General features: G+C 63.3%; 13 protein-coding genes. 5 read left to right on the plus strand and 8 right to left on the minus strand.

Annotated features, from left to right (window positions below; translation table 11 throughout):
- Positions 1–3 precede the first annotated feature (3 nt).
- The 8 genes from WNZ15_RS08015 to WNZ15_RS08050 form a co-directional block, all read right to left on the minus strand.
- A complete protein-coding gene (locus WNZ15_RS08015) occupies positions 4–528 on the minus strand; it encodes an Hpt domain-containing protein (protein ID WP_342892435.1) in 525 nt (174 codons plus the stop codon).
- 292 nt (positions 529–820) lie between these two features.
- Entirely contained in the window at positions 821–1,630 is an 810-nt protein-coding gene (locus tag WNZ15_RS08020) for an NAD kinase (RefSeq protein WP_342892436.1), read from the minus strand.
- 124 nt (positions 1,631–1,754) lie between these two features.
- The gene (locus WNZ15_RS08025; protein ID WP_342892437.1) at positions 1,755–2,612 is read right to left on the minus strand and encodes a trypsin-like serine protease; all 858 of its coding nucleotides are present in this window, start codon (positions 2,610–2,612) and stop codon (positions 1,755–1,757) included.
- Between the two features lie 161 nt (positions 2,613–2,773).
- The gene (locus WNZ15_RS08030; protein WP_342892438.1) at positions 2,774–3,556 is read right to left on the minus strand and encodes an FCD domain-containing protein; all 783 of its coding nucleotides are present in this window, start codon (positions 3,554–3,556) and stop codon (positions 2,774–2,776) included.
- Positions 3,557–3,588: 32 nt separating this feature from the next.
- A complete protein-coding gene (locus tag WNZ15_RS08035; protein ID WP_342892439.1) occupies positions 3,589–4,596 on the minus strand; it encodes an oligopeptide/dipeptide ABC transporter ATP-binding protein in 1,008 nt (335 codons plus the stop codon).
- Positions 4,593–6,539: a dipeptide/oligopeptide/nickel ABC transporter permease/ATP-binding protein gene (locus WNZ15_RS08040; RefSeq protein ID WP_342892440.1), complete on the minus strand. Its 1,947-nt coding sequence runs from the start codon at positions 6,537–6,539 to the stop codon at positions 4,593–4,595. The genes WNZ15_RS08035 and WNZ15_RS08040 overlap by 4 nt, the downstream gene beginning before the upstream one ends.
- Positions 6,539–7,483, minus strand: coding sequence for an ABC transporter permease (locus WNZ15_RS08045; RefSeq protein WP_342892441.1), 945 nt, complete (start codon positions 7,481–7,483; stop codon positions 6,539–6,541). Before WNZ15_RS08045 ends, WNZ15_RS08040 begins: the two co-directional genes overlap by 1 nt.
- A 363-nt stretch (positions 7,484–7,846) precedes the next feature.
- Positions 7,847–9,406 (minus strand): ABC transporter substrate-binding protein, encoded by a 1,560-nt coding sequence (locus WNZ15_RS08050; protein ID WP_342892442.1) that lies wholly within the window; start codon positions 9,404–9,406, stop codon positions 7,847–7,849.
- A gap of 146 nt (positions 9,407–9,552) precedes the next feature.
- Between WNZ15_RS08050 and WNZ15_RS08055 the strand changes: the two genes are divergently transcribed.
- The 5 genes from WNZ15_RS08055 (at position 9,553) to cyoD (ending at position 14,966) form a co-directional block, all read left to right on the plus strand.
- Positions 9,553–10,803, plus strand: coding sequence for a Zn-dependent hydrolase (locus WNZ15_RS08055; RefSeq protein WP_342892443.1), 1,251 nt, complete (start codon positions 9,553–9,555; stop codon positions 10,801–10,803).
- 272 nt (positions 10,804–11,075) lie between these two features.
- Complete coding sequence (gene cyoA / locus WNZ15_RS08060) at positions 11,076–12,002, plus strand: ubiquinol oxidase subunit II (RefSeq protein ID WP_342892444.1); 927 nt, start codon at positions 11,076–11,078, stop codon at positions 12,000–12,002.
- Positions 12,002–14,041 (plus strand): cytochrome o ubiquinol oxidase subunit I, encoded by a 2,040-nt coding sequence (cyoB, locus tag WNZ15_RS08065; RefSeq protein ID WP_342892445.1) that lies wholly within the window; start codon positions 12,002–12,004, stop codon positions 14,039–14,041. Before cyoA ends, cyoB begins: the two co-directional genes overlap by 1 nt.
- 14 nt (positions 14,042–14,055) lie before the next feature.
- Positions 14,056–14,649, plus strand: coding sequence for a cytochrome o ubiquinol oxidase subunit III (gene cyoC / locus WNZ15_RS08070; RefSeq protein ID WP_342892446.1), 594 nt, complete (start codon positions 14,056–14,058; stop codon positions 14,647–14,649).
- Between the two features lie 11 nt (positions 14,650–14,660).
- Complete coding sequence (gene cyoD / locus WNZ15_RS08075) at positions 14,661–14,966, plus strand: cytochrome o ubiquinol oxidase subunit IV (protein ID WP_342892447.1); 306 nt, start codon at positions 14,661–14,663, stop codon at positions 14,964–14,966.
- Positions 14,967–15,252 lie beyond the last annotated feature (286 nt).

Consider the following 15,252-nt stretch of genomic DNA (forward strand, 5'->3'; position numbering starts at 1 on the left):
CGATCAGCTCTCGTCGGGGTTCTTGGGAAACTGGGCCAGATAGTCTGCGGTGACGCTGTTCAGGGAGTTCAGCAGGGCGACCCCGGTCTTGTTGTCGTCGTTCTTCGCGCCTTCCATGACCATTGCGCGGATGGCCGTCACATAGCGTTCGGCCAGTTCGAGCGGCAGCTTGTCCGGGGAAGGGATGTTCTCCATGAGGTGATAGAAGCCGGCGGCGGCCTGTCCGACCAGCGGGAAGCCGAGGGTGAGGGCCTGACCCTTGATGTTGTGGGTTGCCTGGAACAGGGTCGCCAGCGTTTCCTCGTTCAGTCCGTCGGATCGAACCGCCTGCCACGCGCTCATGAGGGTCCTGGTCTCATCGTCCATCCAGTTGCCGAATTGGGGGGACAGCCGTGCCAGCGCCGCCTCCGCCGCCTTGACGGGATCGAACTTCCTGGCTTCCCGGGGTGTCAGTTCCCTGACCTTGTCGCGCAGGTTGGTTGGCGGGGACAGGATCTCGTAGTCCTCATCCTTGGCGGTGTCAGCCATAACGCTAGGTGTCCTCATCAGCAGGTCCGGCAGGGAACCGTTGACCACGAGTATCGGTAAACATGCTTAACAGGGCGTTGCCGGACCGCCGATGCGAGACGAGATCGGCGACCGATCGCACAAAAACTGTTCTGTCGGTTTGGACAGTTTGAGCCTTTCCCGCTCAGATTGGCTGATTTGCTCGCTGACTTCGTTGGCTTGCGCTCCCGGTGTTTGCACCAACGCGCGCAAGTCGCCTCATCCGCAAACAAGGGCGCTCCTGTCAAATGAACGAATCCGAGCGGGAAGGGCTCTAGTAGCGGAACATTTCCGTGAGGATACGCTCGTCCCAGCCATGATCGGAATCGAACATGATCACGCCTTGCGCCTCGGTCGATTCCTTTACGGCGACATGGGTGACATTCCGGATCTCGGTATGGTCCGCGGATGCGCTGACCGGGCGCTTGGAGGCATCGGCAATCTCGATGTCCACCCGGGCTCCGTTCGCCAGAAGGGCGCCGCGCCAGCTTCGCGGGCGGAACGCGCTGATCGGCGTCAGGGCCAGGAGCTGGGCATTAATGGGCAGAATGGGGCCGTGCGCGGACAGATTGTAGGCGGTGCTGCCGGCCGGTGTCGCGACGATGATGCCGTCACAGATGAGCTCATCCAGCCGGACCCGGCCGTCGACCGAGATTCTGAGGCGCGCGGCCTGGGAGGTCTGGCGCAGGAGGGACACTTCGTTGATGGCCAGGGCCTTGTGAACATTTCCGTCCTCGGTGGTGGCCGTCATTTCCAGAGGCCGGATCGTGGTCACGTCCGCCTTTGAAAGCCGTTCTTTCAGATCGTTGTGCCGGTACTCGTTCATCAGAAAGCCGACCGAACCCCGGTTCATGCCGTAGATCGGCTTGCCGGAGCCCATGTGGGCATGGAGCGTCTGCAGCATCAGGCCGTCGCCGCCAAGTGCGACGATCACGTCGGCTTCCTGTGGCGGGACGTTGCCATAACGCTCGGAAAGCTCTTCGAGCGCTTCGCGGGCTTCCTCGGTATCGCTCGAGACGAAGGCGAGTTTTTCCGTCGCTGCGGGACGGAGGAATTCTGGATCGGGCGGGAGGGATTGGTTCATGGCCTGCGGAGATCTGTGTCTGACAGCGTTGCCCGGTCCCGGACGTCCGTCTGTCGAACAGCGTGCCGGCCAAGGGTGTGGAGCAGCACCATAACCGGGCTGTGCGCCAAGGGGCAGAGAAAATTTACCTGGGGGCCGTGTTCGCCGGCCGGCCGTTGTCCGCGATCGAACTCCGCAGAGCCGGTTTCGCGGCAGTCTCCGGCGCCGGGCACACCGGGTTTTCCAGCAGCTCCTGCCAGGCGAAAAACGGCACGATCGCGGAGCGGGTGTCATCGATGCTTGCCGACATGACGCCGGCGACCCGGAGCCCGTGAGGCGTTTCGACGAGAAGCGGGCCGCCCGAGGCACCGCTTTCGGAAGCACAGTCGGTGACCCAGCTTTCCCCCACCGTTCCCAGGACACGGCAGGCGGGTATGAGCGTGGGCAGGAACCGACGGCTGCGCCGGTAGCCGACGGAGCGGAACCGCGTGTCCCGGTTCAGAATGCCGGCATCGGCCGGAGAGAGAACCGGAACGGGCGGCAGGGAGCTGGCGTCCTTCAGCACGAGGATGCCGACATCATTGTGCACGTCCCGCAGTTTCGGGCCCGTTCGCGGCACATAGGCCTTGGCGGTCAGGACGCATGCGGCATCCAGACGCTCGGCGAATTCGTCACGGCGAACCCCGGCGATGAAATGGATATCCTCGACCGGAAAGGGCTTGAGCGATTTCTTGTTGAAAAGGCAATGGGCGGCGGTGAGCACGATGCCGGGGGCGATCAGCGTCCCGGTGCACATGGAGGTTGAGCGATAGCCGCCGACATTGACCCGCCCGATGGAAGGCCAGGGTGCCTCGGTGCTGTCGATGACAGTCAGGTCGCCGGCAACGGACAGGGGAATGGCTGCCAAGGCGGCGAGGGCCGCAAGGACCGGTGTTGCCCAGCGGCGCAGCGATCGGCCCGGCGCCGCAGCCTTCGGTCGGGGCTTTTTTGCACTGGCAAGCATGTCTTCGGGTCCCGTTACGGGTCCCATTGTCCGGCATGCGGTTTAAAGGAGACTGAAACCGGCCGGACAAACACGGTTGCGGGTGGTGGAAACGCCGTCCGGCTCGGCGATCCGGCAAAGGGCATCGTTCGTCCCGCTGCGGCCGTCGACCGGCGCTCGGCCTATCGTGCCGCGGGCGATGGCGCGCCGCGCCGGGCGCGCATGGCAGCCCGCTCGAGCATGTACTTTTCTGCCTCGATCATATGGCCGCGCATGATCATGCGGCAGAGTTCCGCATCCCCCGCCTTGATCGCGCGCAGCAATTGCACCTGATAATGCAGTCCCGTTGCCCTCAAATTCGGGTTGGGCTGCTTGTAAATGGACCGGCAGACGGTCATGTCGCGCAGCAGGCTGAGCAGGAACGAACAGGTGAAGGCGAGGATCGGGTTCGGACAGTGCCGGGCAAGCTCTTCGTGGAAATCGAGTTCGGCGAGGCGCTGCGCGTATTCCTCTTCCGCGGTCTTCGGCTCATCCTCGTAGAGCCGGATGCAGCCCTGCAGGGACTGGAAGGCGTCTTCCGTCAGGGTGCCGGCGACCGAGGCGGCAAGTTCCGGTTCCAGTTGCTTGCGCAGCGTGTAGATGTCGGCAATGGACGGCTGGTCGAACAGGAACAGGTTGTCCAGCAGGCGGATGGCTTCACCCGGTTCCACCGACGCGACAAAGACGCCGCCGCCGGGACCGCTTCGGGTTGAAATCAGCCCCTGGTATTCAAGCACCTTGAGCGCTTCGCGCAAGGTGCCGCGCGCGACCCTGACGGCATCCGGCGACAGCCATTCGTTGGGCACCCGGTCTCCGGGCCGCAAGCCCGCCTCGACGATCTGCTCGCGGATCTGCTGGGCGACCAGGTCGGACCGCCTCAGCCGTTTGCGGGTCTTCGGATCTGTTGCGCCTTCAGGAATTCTCATGACCGTATAATCTGGTTGCCCCTTGTTAGAGCCTATGCCCGCCCCAGAGGATGATAGCAAGCCGCGAAATGATCCGGTCCGCCGCTGGCCTCATCCGGCGCGGGCCTCGCGGTAACGCATGTGTCGGTCCGGTTCGGGCATCGGGCGGCAAAGGCGCAGCCCGCTGGAGGGTTATACGGGTCGGGCAATTCGGTCGTGGCATCCTCGGCCAGGAGGTCGTGCCGGCCGGGGGCGGGGGCGGAGCGCATCAGCAGGCCGGTATAGGGATGCAGTGGCTGCCGGAAGATATCCCTTGCCGGGCCAAGTTCGGCCAAACGACCGAAATACATCACCGCCACCCGGTCACTGACGCTTTCCACGACCGAGAGGTCGTGGCTGATGAAGATGTAGGTGAGGCCGAATTTGTCCTTCAGCCTGTCCAGAAGGTTGAGCACCTGGGCCTGCACGGAGACATCCAGCGCGGACACCGGTTCATCCAGAACGATCAGTTCAGGCCCTGCGGCAAGGGCCCGGGCAATCCCGATCCGCTGGGCCTGACCACCGGAAAACTCGTGCGGGTAACGGTCCAGAAACTCTGGCGCCAGGTTGACCGCCTGCAAAAGCTCGTCCAGCCGGTGCTTGCGTCCGTCGGCGTTCAGCCCGGTGAGGTGTTTCAGCGGGGCTTCGAGGATGGTGCGAATGGTCTTGCGCGGATTGAGCGAGGCGACCGGGTCCTGAAAGACATACTGGATCTTGCGGGCGAGAGCTCTGCGATCCTTCCGGGCCAGAGCCGTCAGATCCTCGCCGTTGAAGGTGATCGTTCCCGAGGTTGGCAGGTCCAGACCGACGACAAGGCGGGCAAGAGTGGACTTGCCGCAGCCGGATTCCCCGACCACACCGAGCGTCTCGCCTTTTTTTACGTCGAGACTGAGGCCCTGAACCGCGTGAACAGCCGGGTGATGCCCGCCGAGGAGCTTGCGCCCTCCACCGAAGATGCGTTCGACGGCCTCGATGGTGAGGAGCGCTTCGTCTCCCGCCGGCTTCCGGCTCGACGCGTTCATGCGGAGGCTCCCGAAGTCAGCGGAAAGAGACAGCGCACGCCACGTGAGCCGGAACTCATGGCCAGCTCGATTTCTCCATGCCGGCAGGCCGGTTGCACACTGGGACACCGATCTGCGAAGGCGCAGCCCGCGGGCAGGTCGTTGACAACGGGCGGACGGCCTTCGATGGCATCGAGCCGGCGTTCCGGTTCTCCCAGAACCGGCACGCATTCGATCAGCCTGGCCGTGTAGGGATGCTGCGGGCTGTTCAGGACTTCTTCGGTCGTGCCGGTTTCGACGATCCGGCCCGCATACATCACAGCCACCCGGTCGCAGATGGAAGAGACCACACCGAAATCATGGGTGATGAACAGGATCGCCGCGTTGCGCTCACGGCGCAGGCCGTTCATCAGGGTCAGGATCTGGGCCTGGACGGTGACATCGAGGGCCGTGGTCGGCTCGTCGGCGATCAGCACCCTGGCGTCGTTGGCGAGCGCCATGGCGATGCAGACCCGCTGGCGCATGCCGCCGGAGAGTTCGTGGGGATAGGCACCCAGGCGCTCGTCCGGGTTGGGAATGCGCACCAGAGACAGCAATTCGACGGCCCTTGCGGTTGCCTTTGCCCCGGACAGGGGCTGGTGGGCGGTGATCGCTTCGCTGAGCTGGTCGCCGACAGTGAACAGCGGATGCAGGGTCGACAGCGGATCCTGGAAGACATAGGCAACCGACCCGCCGCGCAGGTCGCGGATGCGCCTGTCGCTGGCTGCGAACAGATCCTCGCCCTCCAGATAGGCCGCACCGCCGGCTATGCGGCCGGGCGGCGTCGGCACCAGGCCCATGATGGACATGGCGGTGACGGATTTGCCCGAGCCGCTTTCGCCGACAATGCCCAGGCACTCGCCCTGCTGCAGGTTGAGGTAGACGCCGCCGACCGCCTTGTAGACGGAGGACCCTATCCGGAATTCGGTGCGCATCTGCCGGACTTCCAGAACTCCGTCGTGGGCGGAGGGGGCGGGAATATCGGACGCGTCTCGCTCGACAGCCGTGCGCGAGACCGGCCGGGTCAGCGATCCGGCCCTGAGACGCGGGTCGAGAATGTCGCGCACGCCGTCGCCGAACAGGTTGATGCTCATGACGAGGACGAAGATCATCAGGCCGGGGATGATCGAGACATGCGGCGCGGTGAACAGGATCTTGCGGCCTTCGCCGAGCATGGAACCGAGGTCTGCCTGGGGCGGCTGGGCGCCGAGGCCGAGGAAAGACAGGCCGGCCGTTTCCAGGATCATCCAGCCGACCGTAGTCGACATGGTGATCACGATCACCGGCAGCACGTTGGGCAGGATTTCCAGAAACAGGATCTGTGCGGGGGACTTGCCGGACAGCCGCGCCGCATCGACGAATTCGCGCCGCGACAGGCCGAGGGTGATGCCGCGGATGTTGCGGGCAAAGAAGGGAATGTTCACCAGGGCGATGGCGTAAAGCGCGTTGAGCAGTCCCGGTCCCAGAACCGCGACGATGGCCAGCGCCAGCAGGATGTAGGGAAACGCCATCACCATGTCGATGCCGCGCATGATGAGCGTGTCGGTGCGCCCGCCCGCATAGCCGGCCACCAGCCCCAGAAGCGAGCCGAAGAAGGCGGCGATGACCGTTGCCGACAGGCCCACGGCGAGCGAAACCCGTGTGCCCCATATCAGCCGCGACAAGAGATCCCGTCCGAGGTGATCGGTGCCCAGCAGGTGGCCGTCGCTGAAGATCGGCAGAAGGCGATTGGCCGGGGCGGTGACATCCGGGTTCGGCAGCGGCAGGATTGGCGCCGCGAGCGCCACCAGGAAGATGGCGGCCAGGATGATCAGGCCACCGGTTGCGAGGGTGTTGTTCAGGAGAAGGGCGAGGGTACCGGGCCGGGCGGATTTGCGGCCGGGCTTTCGGGCGGACTTCGCCGCCGGGCTCAAGGTGTCGCTCATCAGCGCAACCTCGGATCGAGAACGGTCTGGACGACATCGGCGACCAGATTGAAGAGCACGTAGGCCGCGGCGACGACCAGCACACCGCCTTGCACCAGCAGCAGGTCCCTGGTGGAGATGGCGGTCACCAGCATGGAGCCGATGCCGGGCCACTGGAACACGGTCTCGATATAGACCGCGCCGCCGATAACGAAACCGGCCTGGATGCCGATCACGGGAACAACACCGACCAGGGCGGACTTGAAGGCATGCTTGTAGATGACCTTGCGCTCCGACAGGCCCTTGGCGCGGGCCGTGCGGATATAGTCCTGGCGCAGCACTTCCAGCATGGCGGTGCGGGTGAGGCGGGCGATCACGCCGGTCGCGACCACCGACAGGGTCAGCGCGGGCAGGGCCAGGTGATACGCGAGGTCCGGCAGATCACCGCCGCCATAGATCGCGTACATGCCGGAGGCCGGGAACAGGCGGAGATTGACCGCAAAGATCAGGATCAGCAGCAGGCCGAGCCAGAAGGACGGCGTCGAGATGCCGATCAGAACCAGAAGCGTGATGATCTTGTCGGCCCAGCCGTATTGCCGCACGGCGGAGACGATACCGGCCAGCAGACCGAGGATCGAGCAGAGTATGAGCGAGGTGCCGGCCAGGATGAGGGTTGCCGAGAACCGCTCCAGCACCTCGTCGAGCACCGGCCGGTTGAGGGTGTAGGAACGGCCGAGGTCGCCCTGGAACAGGTTGCCGATCCAGATGAAATACTGCTGGACCAGCGGCTTGTCGAGGCCGAGGTCCCGGTTGAGCCTGGCGACATTTTCCGGGGTGGCGTAAGAGCCGAGAATGGCGGTTGCGGGATCTCCGGGGATCATGGCCATGATCAGGAAGACAATCACGGTCAGCCCGAACAGAACGGGTATGGCGGCGAGCAAACGCCTGACGATATAAGCGGCCAACGTTCTCCCCCTCTTTTGCGCAGCGCTGTCACAAAGGACTTCGAACTGCGGTTCTCGCTCCGGTCGCCCCTCCCGAAGAGGATCATGCCAACAGTTTCGCCGGCGTTATCTCCCTATCAGGCCGGTGTGAGGCTTTTGTCCCTTGCGCTTCCCCGGCCTTGAGCCGGGGTCTCCTGGCAGGTCCCGGCTCAAGGCCGGGACGGCACGTCGTCTGGAATTCTCGATCAATCCGTGAACCGCCATATCAAGGGGCCAGGAAAATTGCCGCAAGAGGTGCTGCCTGCGCCGGACCCGCCCTGCGTTCAGGAAGCAAATTCCGGCATCCCGGCAAACCTGAAGGCTCGCCGGGACCGTGTTTTCAGCCTACTGCGGCTTCTTCACGTTCTGAAGCATCAGGAAGAAGGACGGTTGCAGCTTGAAGTCCTCGACCGATGCTTTCGTCACCGCGTTCTGCTTCCAGTTGGCGACGAAGACCCAGGGGGCGTCCTCCTGGACGATTTCCTGCATTTCCTTGTAAAGGGCCGCGCGTTCAGCCTGATCGGTGACCTCGCGGGCTTTCTCCAGCAGCGCGTCCACCTCGGGGTTGGAATAATAGCCGGAGTTGAAGCCGCCCTTGTCGGGCATGGCGCCGGTGCGCAGGGCCAGGAACGGCAATGTGTCCGGATCGTTGGTCATCCAGGCCATTTCGGCCATGCCCGCCTTGCCTTCAAGGCCCGGATTGACCTTGCCGAGGAAGGTGTTCCACTCGTAGGTCTCGATCTTGACGTTCATGCCGACGGCTTGAAGGTCGGCCTGGATGGCCGTTCCCATTGCGATCGGATCGAGCATGCCCGAGCCGCCTTCGGTGACGTAGAACGTGACTTCCTCACCGTTGTAGCCGGCCTCCTTCAGGAGTTCCTTCGCCTTTTCCGGGTCGTATGGATAGGGCTTCAGGCTTTCGTTGTATGCCCAGGCGAAAGCCGGCGGCGTCGGGCCGGCGGCAACTTCCGCAGTGCCCTGCAGGATGTTCTCGACCAGTGCCTTCTTGTCGATGGCGTAATTGGCGGCCTGACGGGTGGCCTTGTTGTCGAAGGGGGCTTCCCTGGCGTTGAGGATCAGGAACCAGACGTGGGGTCCGGCCTGTTCCAGCACCGTGAAAGTCTCATCCGACTTGAACTGCTGCAGGCTGTCGGGCGGCACCTCGACCATGACATCCAGACCGCCGGAGAGCATTTCGGCAATCCGCGTGTTGGCATCGGTGATCGGGCGGTAGATGACCGCTTCAAGGTCGGGAACGCCGTCCCAGTAGTGCTCGTTGCGGACCGCGACCATCTTTGCGTTCGCGTCCCACTCGCCGAACCTGTAGGCGCCGGTGCCGGAGGGATTGCGTCCGAAATCCTTGCCGAATTTTTCGACCGCCGCCGGTGAGACGATCAGGCCGGTGGGATAGGCAAGGTTGGACAGGAACGGTGCGTAGGGCGCGCTGAGGCTGAAAGTGACCGTGGTGTCATCCTCGGCCGTCACGTCCTCGACGGTGGAGAAGAAGAACGACAGCGGGAAGGGGCCGGTGTCGTGAAAGGGATGGTCCTCTTTCAGCATGCGGTCGAAATTGAATTTCACCGCTTCGGCGTTGAACGGCGTGCCGTCGTGGAAGGTGACGCCTTCCTTCAGCTTGAAGGTGTAGCTCTTGCCGTCCTCGGAGATCGTCCAGCTCTCGGCCAGGGACGGTTCGACCTCCAGCGTGCCGTCCTTGTAGCGCACCAGCCCGTCATAGAGGTTGACCAGGATGCGGAAGTCATTGACCGCCGTGACCGCATGCGGGTCGAGCGACTTGGGTTCGGCAATCTGGCCGACGACCAGCACATTGGGCGGTGTCTGGGCCTGCGCTTGCGGCGCAAGAGCCAGGAAGGCCGAGGCGAGTGCCGCGGCTAGGATGTTTTTCATGACCATTCCCCTCATTGTGTTCTGACGAATAATTAATCATGATTAATTGCATTCATTCAACAATTATTTCATATTTAATTTCGCCTGAGGGGTGCGACTCCAGGCCAATCGAGCGCTTAAGCGCTGAAACATGGGGAGAATTCCGGATGCCACGGCCTTCCGCCACCATCGAACTGGAGCGTCTGAAAACGCTTCTTGCCGGCGTCAACAGCTTCGGATTCGACCCGGCGACGGGGGGCTACAACCGGCCGGGGTTCTCCGGTGCGGACCTTGACTGCCGGACCTGGTTCTCCGCGCAAATGCAGGCCGATGGCCTCAAAGTGTGGAGCGACGGCGCCCTCAATCTATTCGGGCGGTTCGGGCCGCCGGACGGACCCTGCATCATGGCCGGATCCCACCTGGACACGGTCGTCAACGGCGGTGCCTTCGATGGTGCGCTCGGGGTCTGTGTCGCGCTGGAATGCGTCCGTGCCCTGAAAGACGCCGGTCTTGAACCGGACAGGGCGATCGAGGTGGTCGCAACGTCAGAGGAAGAAGGCCGGTTCGGTGGCATGCTGGGATCACAGGCGATCACCGGGGAGGTGACTGCCGGCTGGATCGACGGTGCCGTCGATGCCGACGGCATCCGCCTGGGCGCGGCGATGGCGGCCAGCGGTCTTGAGCCCGGTCATATCCTCGATGCGGCGCGGCCTGCCGGTTCCATTGCCGCTTTTCTGGAACTGCATGTCGAGCAGGGGCCGGTGCTGGAACAGGAAAGGCTGCCCATTGGCATTGCCGAGGAGGTTTCCGGTGTCTGCTATCTGGAACTGACGCTGACCGGCATTGCCAATCATTCCGGAACCACGCCGATGCATCTGCGGTCGGATGCCTTTGCCGGCCTGGCCGAACTCGCCGGGACCGTCCCGGAGCTGATCCTGGAGCACGGCACCGACCAGAGCCGGATCACCATCGGACATGTCGAGCTGAGCCCCAATCAGCCGCATACGATCCCGGGCCGGGCGGTGTTCTCGGTCATCCTGCGCGATACATGCGAAGAGGTCATGCGTGCGCTCAAGTCCGGGTTCGTGGAGCGCGCTGCTGCTGTCGCGGGACGGCACGGGCTGAGCCTGGAGACCACGGAGCGGAGCTGGCTGGCACCCGTCCGGCTCGATGCGGACATTGCCGCACGCCTGTCGGAGCTGGCCGACGCGCACGGATTGCCCGCCAGGCGGATGCCGTCCGGCGCCGGCCACGACGCCCAGACGCTGCAGGGTTTCTGCCCTGCCGGGCTGATTTTCGTACCGAGCCGTGCGGGCATCAGCCATGCCCCTGAAGAACACAGCGACTGGGAAGACATTGTGCAGGGCGCGAACCTGATGCTGCAGGCGCTGATCGACCTGTCCGGGGCTTCCCGCTGACGTCACTCCGGCTTCGGTGATGATCCGGTCCCGAACAGGTGCCGTTTCTGACCGCTGGGCGTGCCGGCGAGATTCTCCGGCTGTGACCTTTCAAAGGCGGCTGTGCTCGGCTAGGCTTTCCCGGAACAAGTGATTCCTGAAGTGACGGTCATGGTATCTTCACCGATTCTCTTTAGGATCCAGTCACATAGATACAGATTGTGACACGGGCGAAGACATGGGCGGCGGTGTATCCGTTTCGGTTGCCTCTGGTCTTTCCAGCAAGGGGCGGAATGGACGTGATTGCCGGTTTCTGTTCAAAATGGCTTCGCAAAATCGTGCTGTCGGCAGCGCCTGTCTTCCTCGGTTTTCTGCTTTCGGGCTGTGGGCTTTCCGACGCGCCGGTGCTTTTTCCCAAGGGACCGATCGCACTGGCTGAGCGGGATCTCCTGTTCACGGCCTTCGCGATCATGATGATCGTCGCGATTCCGGCCATCGTGTTGACCCTGTTCTTCGCCTGGCGCTACCGAAAGAGAAAGAACGGCGGCGTCTACACACCCGACTGGGACGGATCCTGGATCGTGGAGGCGGTTGTCTGGCTGGTGCCGGGGGCCATCGTTGTCGTGCTCGGCACGCTGGTCTGGACCAGAACCCATGAGTTCGACCCCTACAAGGCGCTGGTCTCCGACAAACCGGCCTTCAAGGTCCAGGCGGTCGCGCTCGACTGGAAATGGCTGTTTGTCTATCCGGAGCTGGGAACGGCCAGCGTCAATGAACTTGCCTTTCCTGCGGACCGGCCGCTTTCCATCGAAATCACTTCCGACACGGTCATGAATTCGCTGATGATCCCTGCGCTCGGCGGGCAAATCTATGCCATGGCCGGGATGCGCTCGGAGCTCAATCTGCTGGCGGACGGGCCGGGCGTGTTCACGGGACGCAACACCATGTATTCCGGCGACGGCTTTTCCGATCAGCACTTCAAGGCCCATGCGATGAGCGAAAGCGACTTCACGGCCTGGAAGGCAAAGGTCTCCGCGTCAGCGGATGTGCTCGACGCGCCGGCCTATCTGGAACTTCACAAGGACAGCACAGCCAATCCGGTGGCTTATTATTCGGCCACGGAAGCCAAGCTGTTCGACATCATCTTGCGCAAATACGCTCCGATCGTCGGTCCGTACGAAAGTGAAGCGGCCGAACTGATCTGCCGGGGGAATTCGTGATGCTGGGACGTCTGACCGTCGATGCCCTGCCGTTCTATTCGTGGGTCGCCATGGGCGGAGCGGCGGTGACCGTTGGCGGCGGGCTCGCCGTCTTCCTGCTGATCACCTATCTGCGTGCCTGGAAGGTGCTGTGGACCGACTGGCTGACCAGCGTCGATCACAAGAAGATCGGCATCATGTACGTGGTGCTCGCCCTGGTGATGCTGGTGCGGGGCTTCGTCGATGCCCTGATGATGCGTGCCCAGCAGGCGATCGCGCTCAACAGCGAAGGCTATCTGCCGCCGGAGCATTTCGAGCAGATCTTCTCCTCCCACGGCACCATCATGATTTTCTTCGTGGCGATGCCGTTCCTGACCGGGCTGATCAACATCATCGTGCCGCAGCAGATCGGGGCCCGCGATGTCGCCTTTCCGTTCCTCAATTCCGTCAGCTTGTGGCTGACGGCGGCCGGGGCCGCCCTGGTGCTGGTCTCGCTGGTGGTCGGCAAGTTCTCCCAGGCCGGCTGGACCGGCTATCCGCCCTATTCGGGGATCGAGTACAGCCCCGGCGTCGGCGTCGACTACTGGCTCTGGGCCTTGATCGTCAGCGGCATCGGCAGCACCCTGGCGGGCATCAATTTCATCGTCACCATCGTCAAGAACCGCTGTCCGGGCATGACCTACATGCGCATGCCGCTGTTCACCTGGACGACGCTGTGCATCTCGGTGCTGATCGCCTTCGCCTTTCCGGGGCTGACGGTGGTCGCCGCCGAATTGACGCTTGACCGGACGCTGGGGTTTCACTTCTTCACCAATGGCGACGGCGGCAACATGATGATGTTCGCCAATCTCCTTTGGATCTGGGGGCACCCGGAAGTCTACATCCTGATCCTGCCGGCCTTCGGCATCTTTTCCGAGGTCGTCGCGACCTTCTCGCGCAAACGCCTGTTCGGTTATACGTCGCTGGTCTATGCGACGGCGTGCATCGCGCTGCTGTCCTTCACCGTCTGGCTGCACCACTTCTTCACCATGGGCTCCTCGTCCAACGTGAATGCCGTGTTCGGCATTGCCACCATGATCATCGCCGTGCCGACAGGGGTGAAAATCTTCGACTGGCTGTTCACCCTGTACCGCGGCCGGATCGAGTTCCACCCGTCCATGGTGTATACGATCGGCTTCATGGTGACCTTCGTCATCGGCGGCGTGACCGGCGTTCTGCTGGCGTTGCCGCCGGCCGACTACCTGATGCATAATTCCACCTTCCTGGTGGCGCATTTCCACAACATGCTCATTCCCGGCGCCCTGTTCGGCTATTTCGCCGGCCTGAACTACTGGTTCCCGAAGGCCTTCGGCTTCAAGCTGGACGCCAAATGGGGCATCCGCTCGTTCTGGTGCTGGTTCATCGGCTTCTATCTGGCGTTCATGCCGCTCTATGTGCTCGGGTTCATGGGCATGAGCCGGCGCATGGAGCATTACGCCGATCCGAACTGGCAGCCTTACCTTGTCGTCGCGGCGATCGGGGCGCTGTGTGTCCTGGCAGGCATCGCCTGTATCGCCATCCAGCTCTATGTCTCGGCGAAGACCTGGGGGTCGGCCCGCGACATCACCGGTGATCCCTGGAACGGGCGCACACTGGAATGGGCGACCTCGTCGCCGGCCGCGCCCTATAATTTCGCGGTCCTTCCGGAGGTTCACGGCCTGGACGCCTTTCATGACATGAAGCTTGCGGGGGAGGCCTACCGGCCGCCGCAGAAGTATGAAGACATCGTCATGCCGAAAAGCACCTGGATCGGCCCGGTCCTCGGCGCGCTTGCCTTCGGTCTGGGGTTTGCCTTCGTCTGGTACATCTGGTGGCTGGTGGCGCTCTGCTTCCTGCTCTCGCTGGTCTGTGTCGCCATCCGTGCCTGCGACGACGACACCGACTTCGTGCTGCCGGCGGCTGAGGTTGCCCGGATCGAGACCGAACGGCTGGCGCAGATCAGTCCGGCGGATCTTCATGACATGCGTGATTTCCTGCCGCGCGGAGCCGCCTCTGGTGCGCCTCTGCCCGGGACGGTTTAGAAAAGGATCGAGCGATGTCCGTTGCGACCGTTCTGGAAGAAGAAGAGACCAGATCGCTGGAAGCCAGGGAGTTCGGCTTCTGGGTCTATCTGATGACCGACGCGATCATCTTCGCGCTCCTGTTTGCCACCTATGTGGTCCTGTCGAAGAATTCCGCGGCCGGGCCCACCTCGAACGAGCTGTTCGATCTGAGGCACACTGCCGTGGAAACGGCGCTGCTGCTCCTGTCCAGCCTGACCTTCGGCATGGCGACCATCGCGATGACGGCGGGCCGCGCGGGCCGGGTGGTGCTGTGGCTGATCGTGACGCTGGCGCTGGGCCTTGGGTTTCTGGTGATGGAACTGCTGGAATTCCACGGCATGATCGCCAAGGGCGGAGGACCTGAGGTCAGCGGATTCCTGTCCGCGTTTTTCACGCTGGTGGGCACCCATGGCCTGCATGTCGCATTCGGCGCGCTCGGGATCGTCGTGATGACGGGACAGGTGCTGATCAAGGGCCTGACCCTGCCGGTCCGTTCGCGGCTGATCCGGCTCGGGCTGTTCTGGCACTTTCTCGATATCGTCTGGATCGGGATCTTCTCGGTCATCTATCTGCCGGGCGTGATGTAGGAGCGAGCAACATGAACCATACCGCCGAGCGCAGCGTTGCGACCTATCTCACCGGCTTCGTGCTGGCGATCATCCTGACCGCCATTCCCTTCGCCATCGTCTGGGGCGGGCTGGTGACCGGCCCGGCCGTCTACGCGGTCATCGCCGCCGCCGCGCTCATGCAGGTGGTGGTGCATCTGGTGTTCTTCCTGCACCTCAACCTGAGATCGACCCCGGCGGAGAACCTGTTCTTTCTCGGCTTTGCCGCGGTGCTGATCGTCATCATGGTCGGCGGCAGCCTGTGGATCATGACGGACCTGCATCACCGGATGATGTGACGCGGCTCCCGCCGGGAGAAACAATCCCTGCAGCCGATGCCGCCTCGAGAGGTGTCCGGGCCAGACAGGCCCGGAGGTCCGGACGAGGTCTGACGCTTCCGGCGACGGCGTGTCCTATTGCAACTGCTCTTGAAACGAATGGCATCGGGACTTGCTGCGCTTGTCCGGGATGGCCCCGGTATATTTGCCGAGGCTTTCCGGTCAGGAGCGTTGACTGTGAGCTGCCAGGGGACACGCGGCCTTGTCTCGCCGGCCGGCGGTGTTAGCGCTCTTAAAAAATCGATAA

It is taken from the genome of Roseibium sp. AS2, from assembly GCF_038900065.1.
GTDB lineage: Bacteria > Pseudomonadota > Alphaproteobacteria > Rhizobiales > Stappiaceae > Roseibium.

Coding starts and splice junctions, on each gene's coding strand:
- WNZ15_RS08015 (WP_342892435.1), bottom strand. CDS start 528: ATGGCTGACACCGCCAAGGATGAGGACTACGAGATCCTGTCCCCGCCA.
- WNZ15_RS08020 (WP_342892436.1), bottom strand. CDS start 1,630: ATGAACCAATCCCTCCCGCCCGATCCAGAATTCCTCCGTCCCGCAGCG.
- WNZ15_RS08025 (WP_342892437.1), bottom strand. CDS start 2,612: ATGCTTGCCAGTGCAAAAAAGCCCCGACCGAAGGCTGCGGCGCCGGGC.
- WNZ15_RS08030 (WP_342892438.1), bottom strand. CDS start 3,556: ATGAGAATTCCTGAAGGCGCAACAGATCCGAAGACCCGCAAACGGCTG.
- WNZ15_RS08035 (WP_342892439.1), bottom strand. CDS start 4,596: ATGAACGCGTCGAGCCGGAAGCCGGCGGGAGACGAAGCGCTCCTCACC.
- WNZ15_RS08040 (WP_342892440.1), bottom strand. CDS start 6,539: ATGAGCGACACCTTGAGCCCGGCGGCGAAGTCCGCCCGAAAGCCCGGC.
- WNZ15_RS08050 (WP_342892442.1), bottom strand. CDS start 9,406: ATGAAAAACATCCTAGCCGCGGCACTCGCCTCGGCCTTCCTGGCTCTT.
- WNZ15_RS08055 (WP_342892443.1), top strand. CDS start 9,553: ATGCCACGGCCTTCCGCCACCATCGAACTGGAGCGTCTGAAAACGCTT.
- cyoA (WP_342892444.1), top strand. CDS start 11,076: ATGGACGTGATTGCCGGTTTCTGTTCAAAATGGCTTCGCAAAATCGTG.
- cyoB (WP_342892445.1), top strand. CDS start 12,002: ATGCTGGGACGTCTGACCGTCGATGCCCTGCCGTTCTATTCGTGGGTC.
- cyoC (WP_342892446.1), top strand. CDS start 14,056: ATGTCCGTTGCGACCGTTCTGGAAGAAGAAGAGACCAGATCGCTGGAA.
- cyoD (WP_342892447.1), top strand. CDS start 14,661: ATGAACCATACCGCCGAGCGCAGCGTTGCGACCTATCTCACCGGCTTC.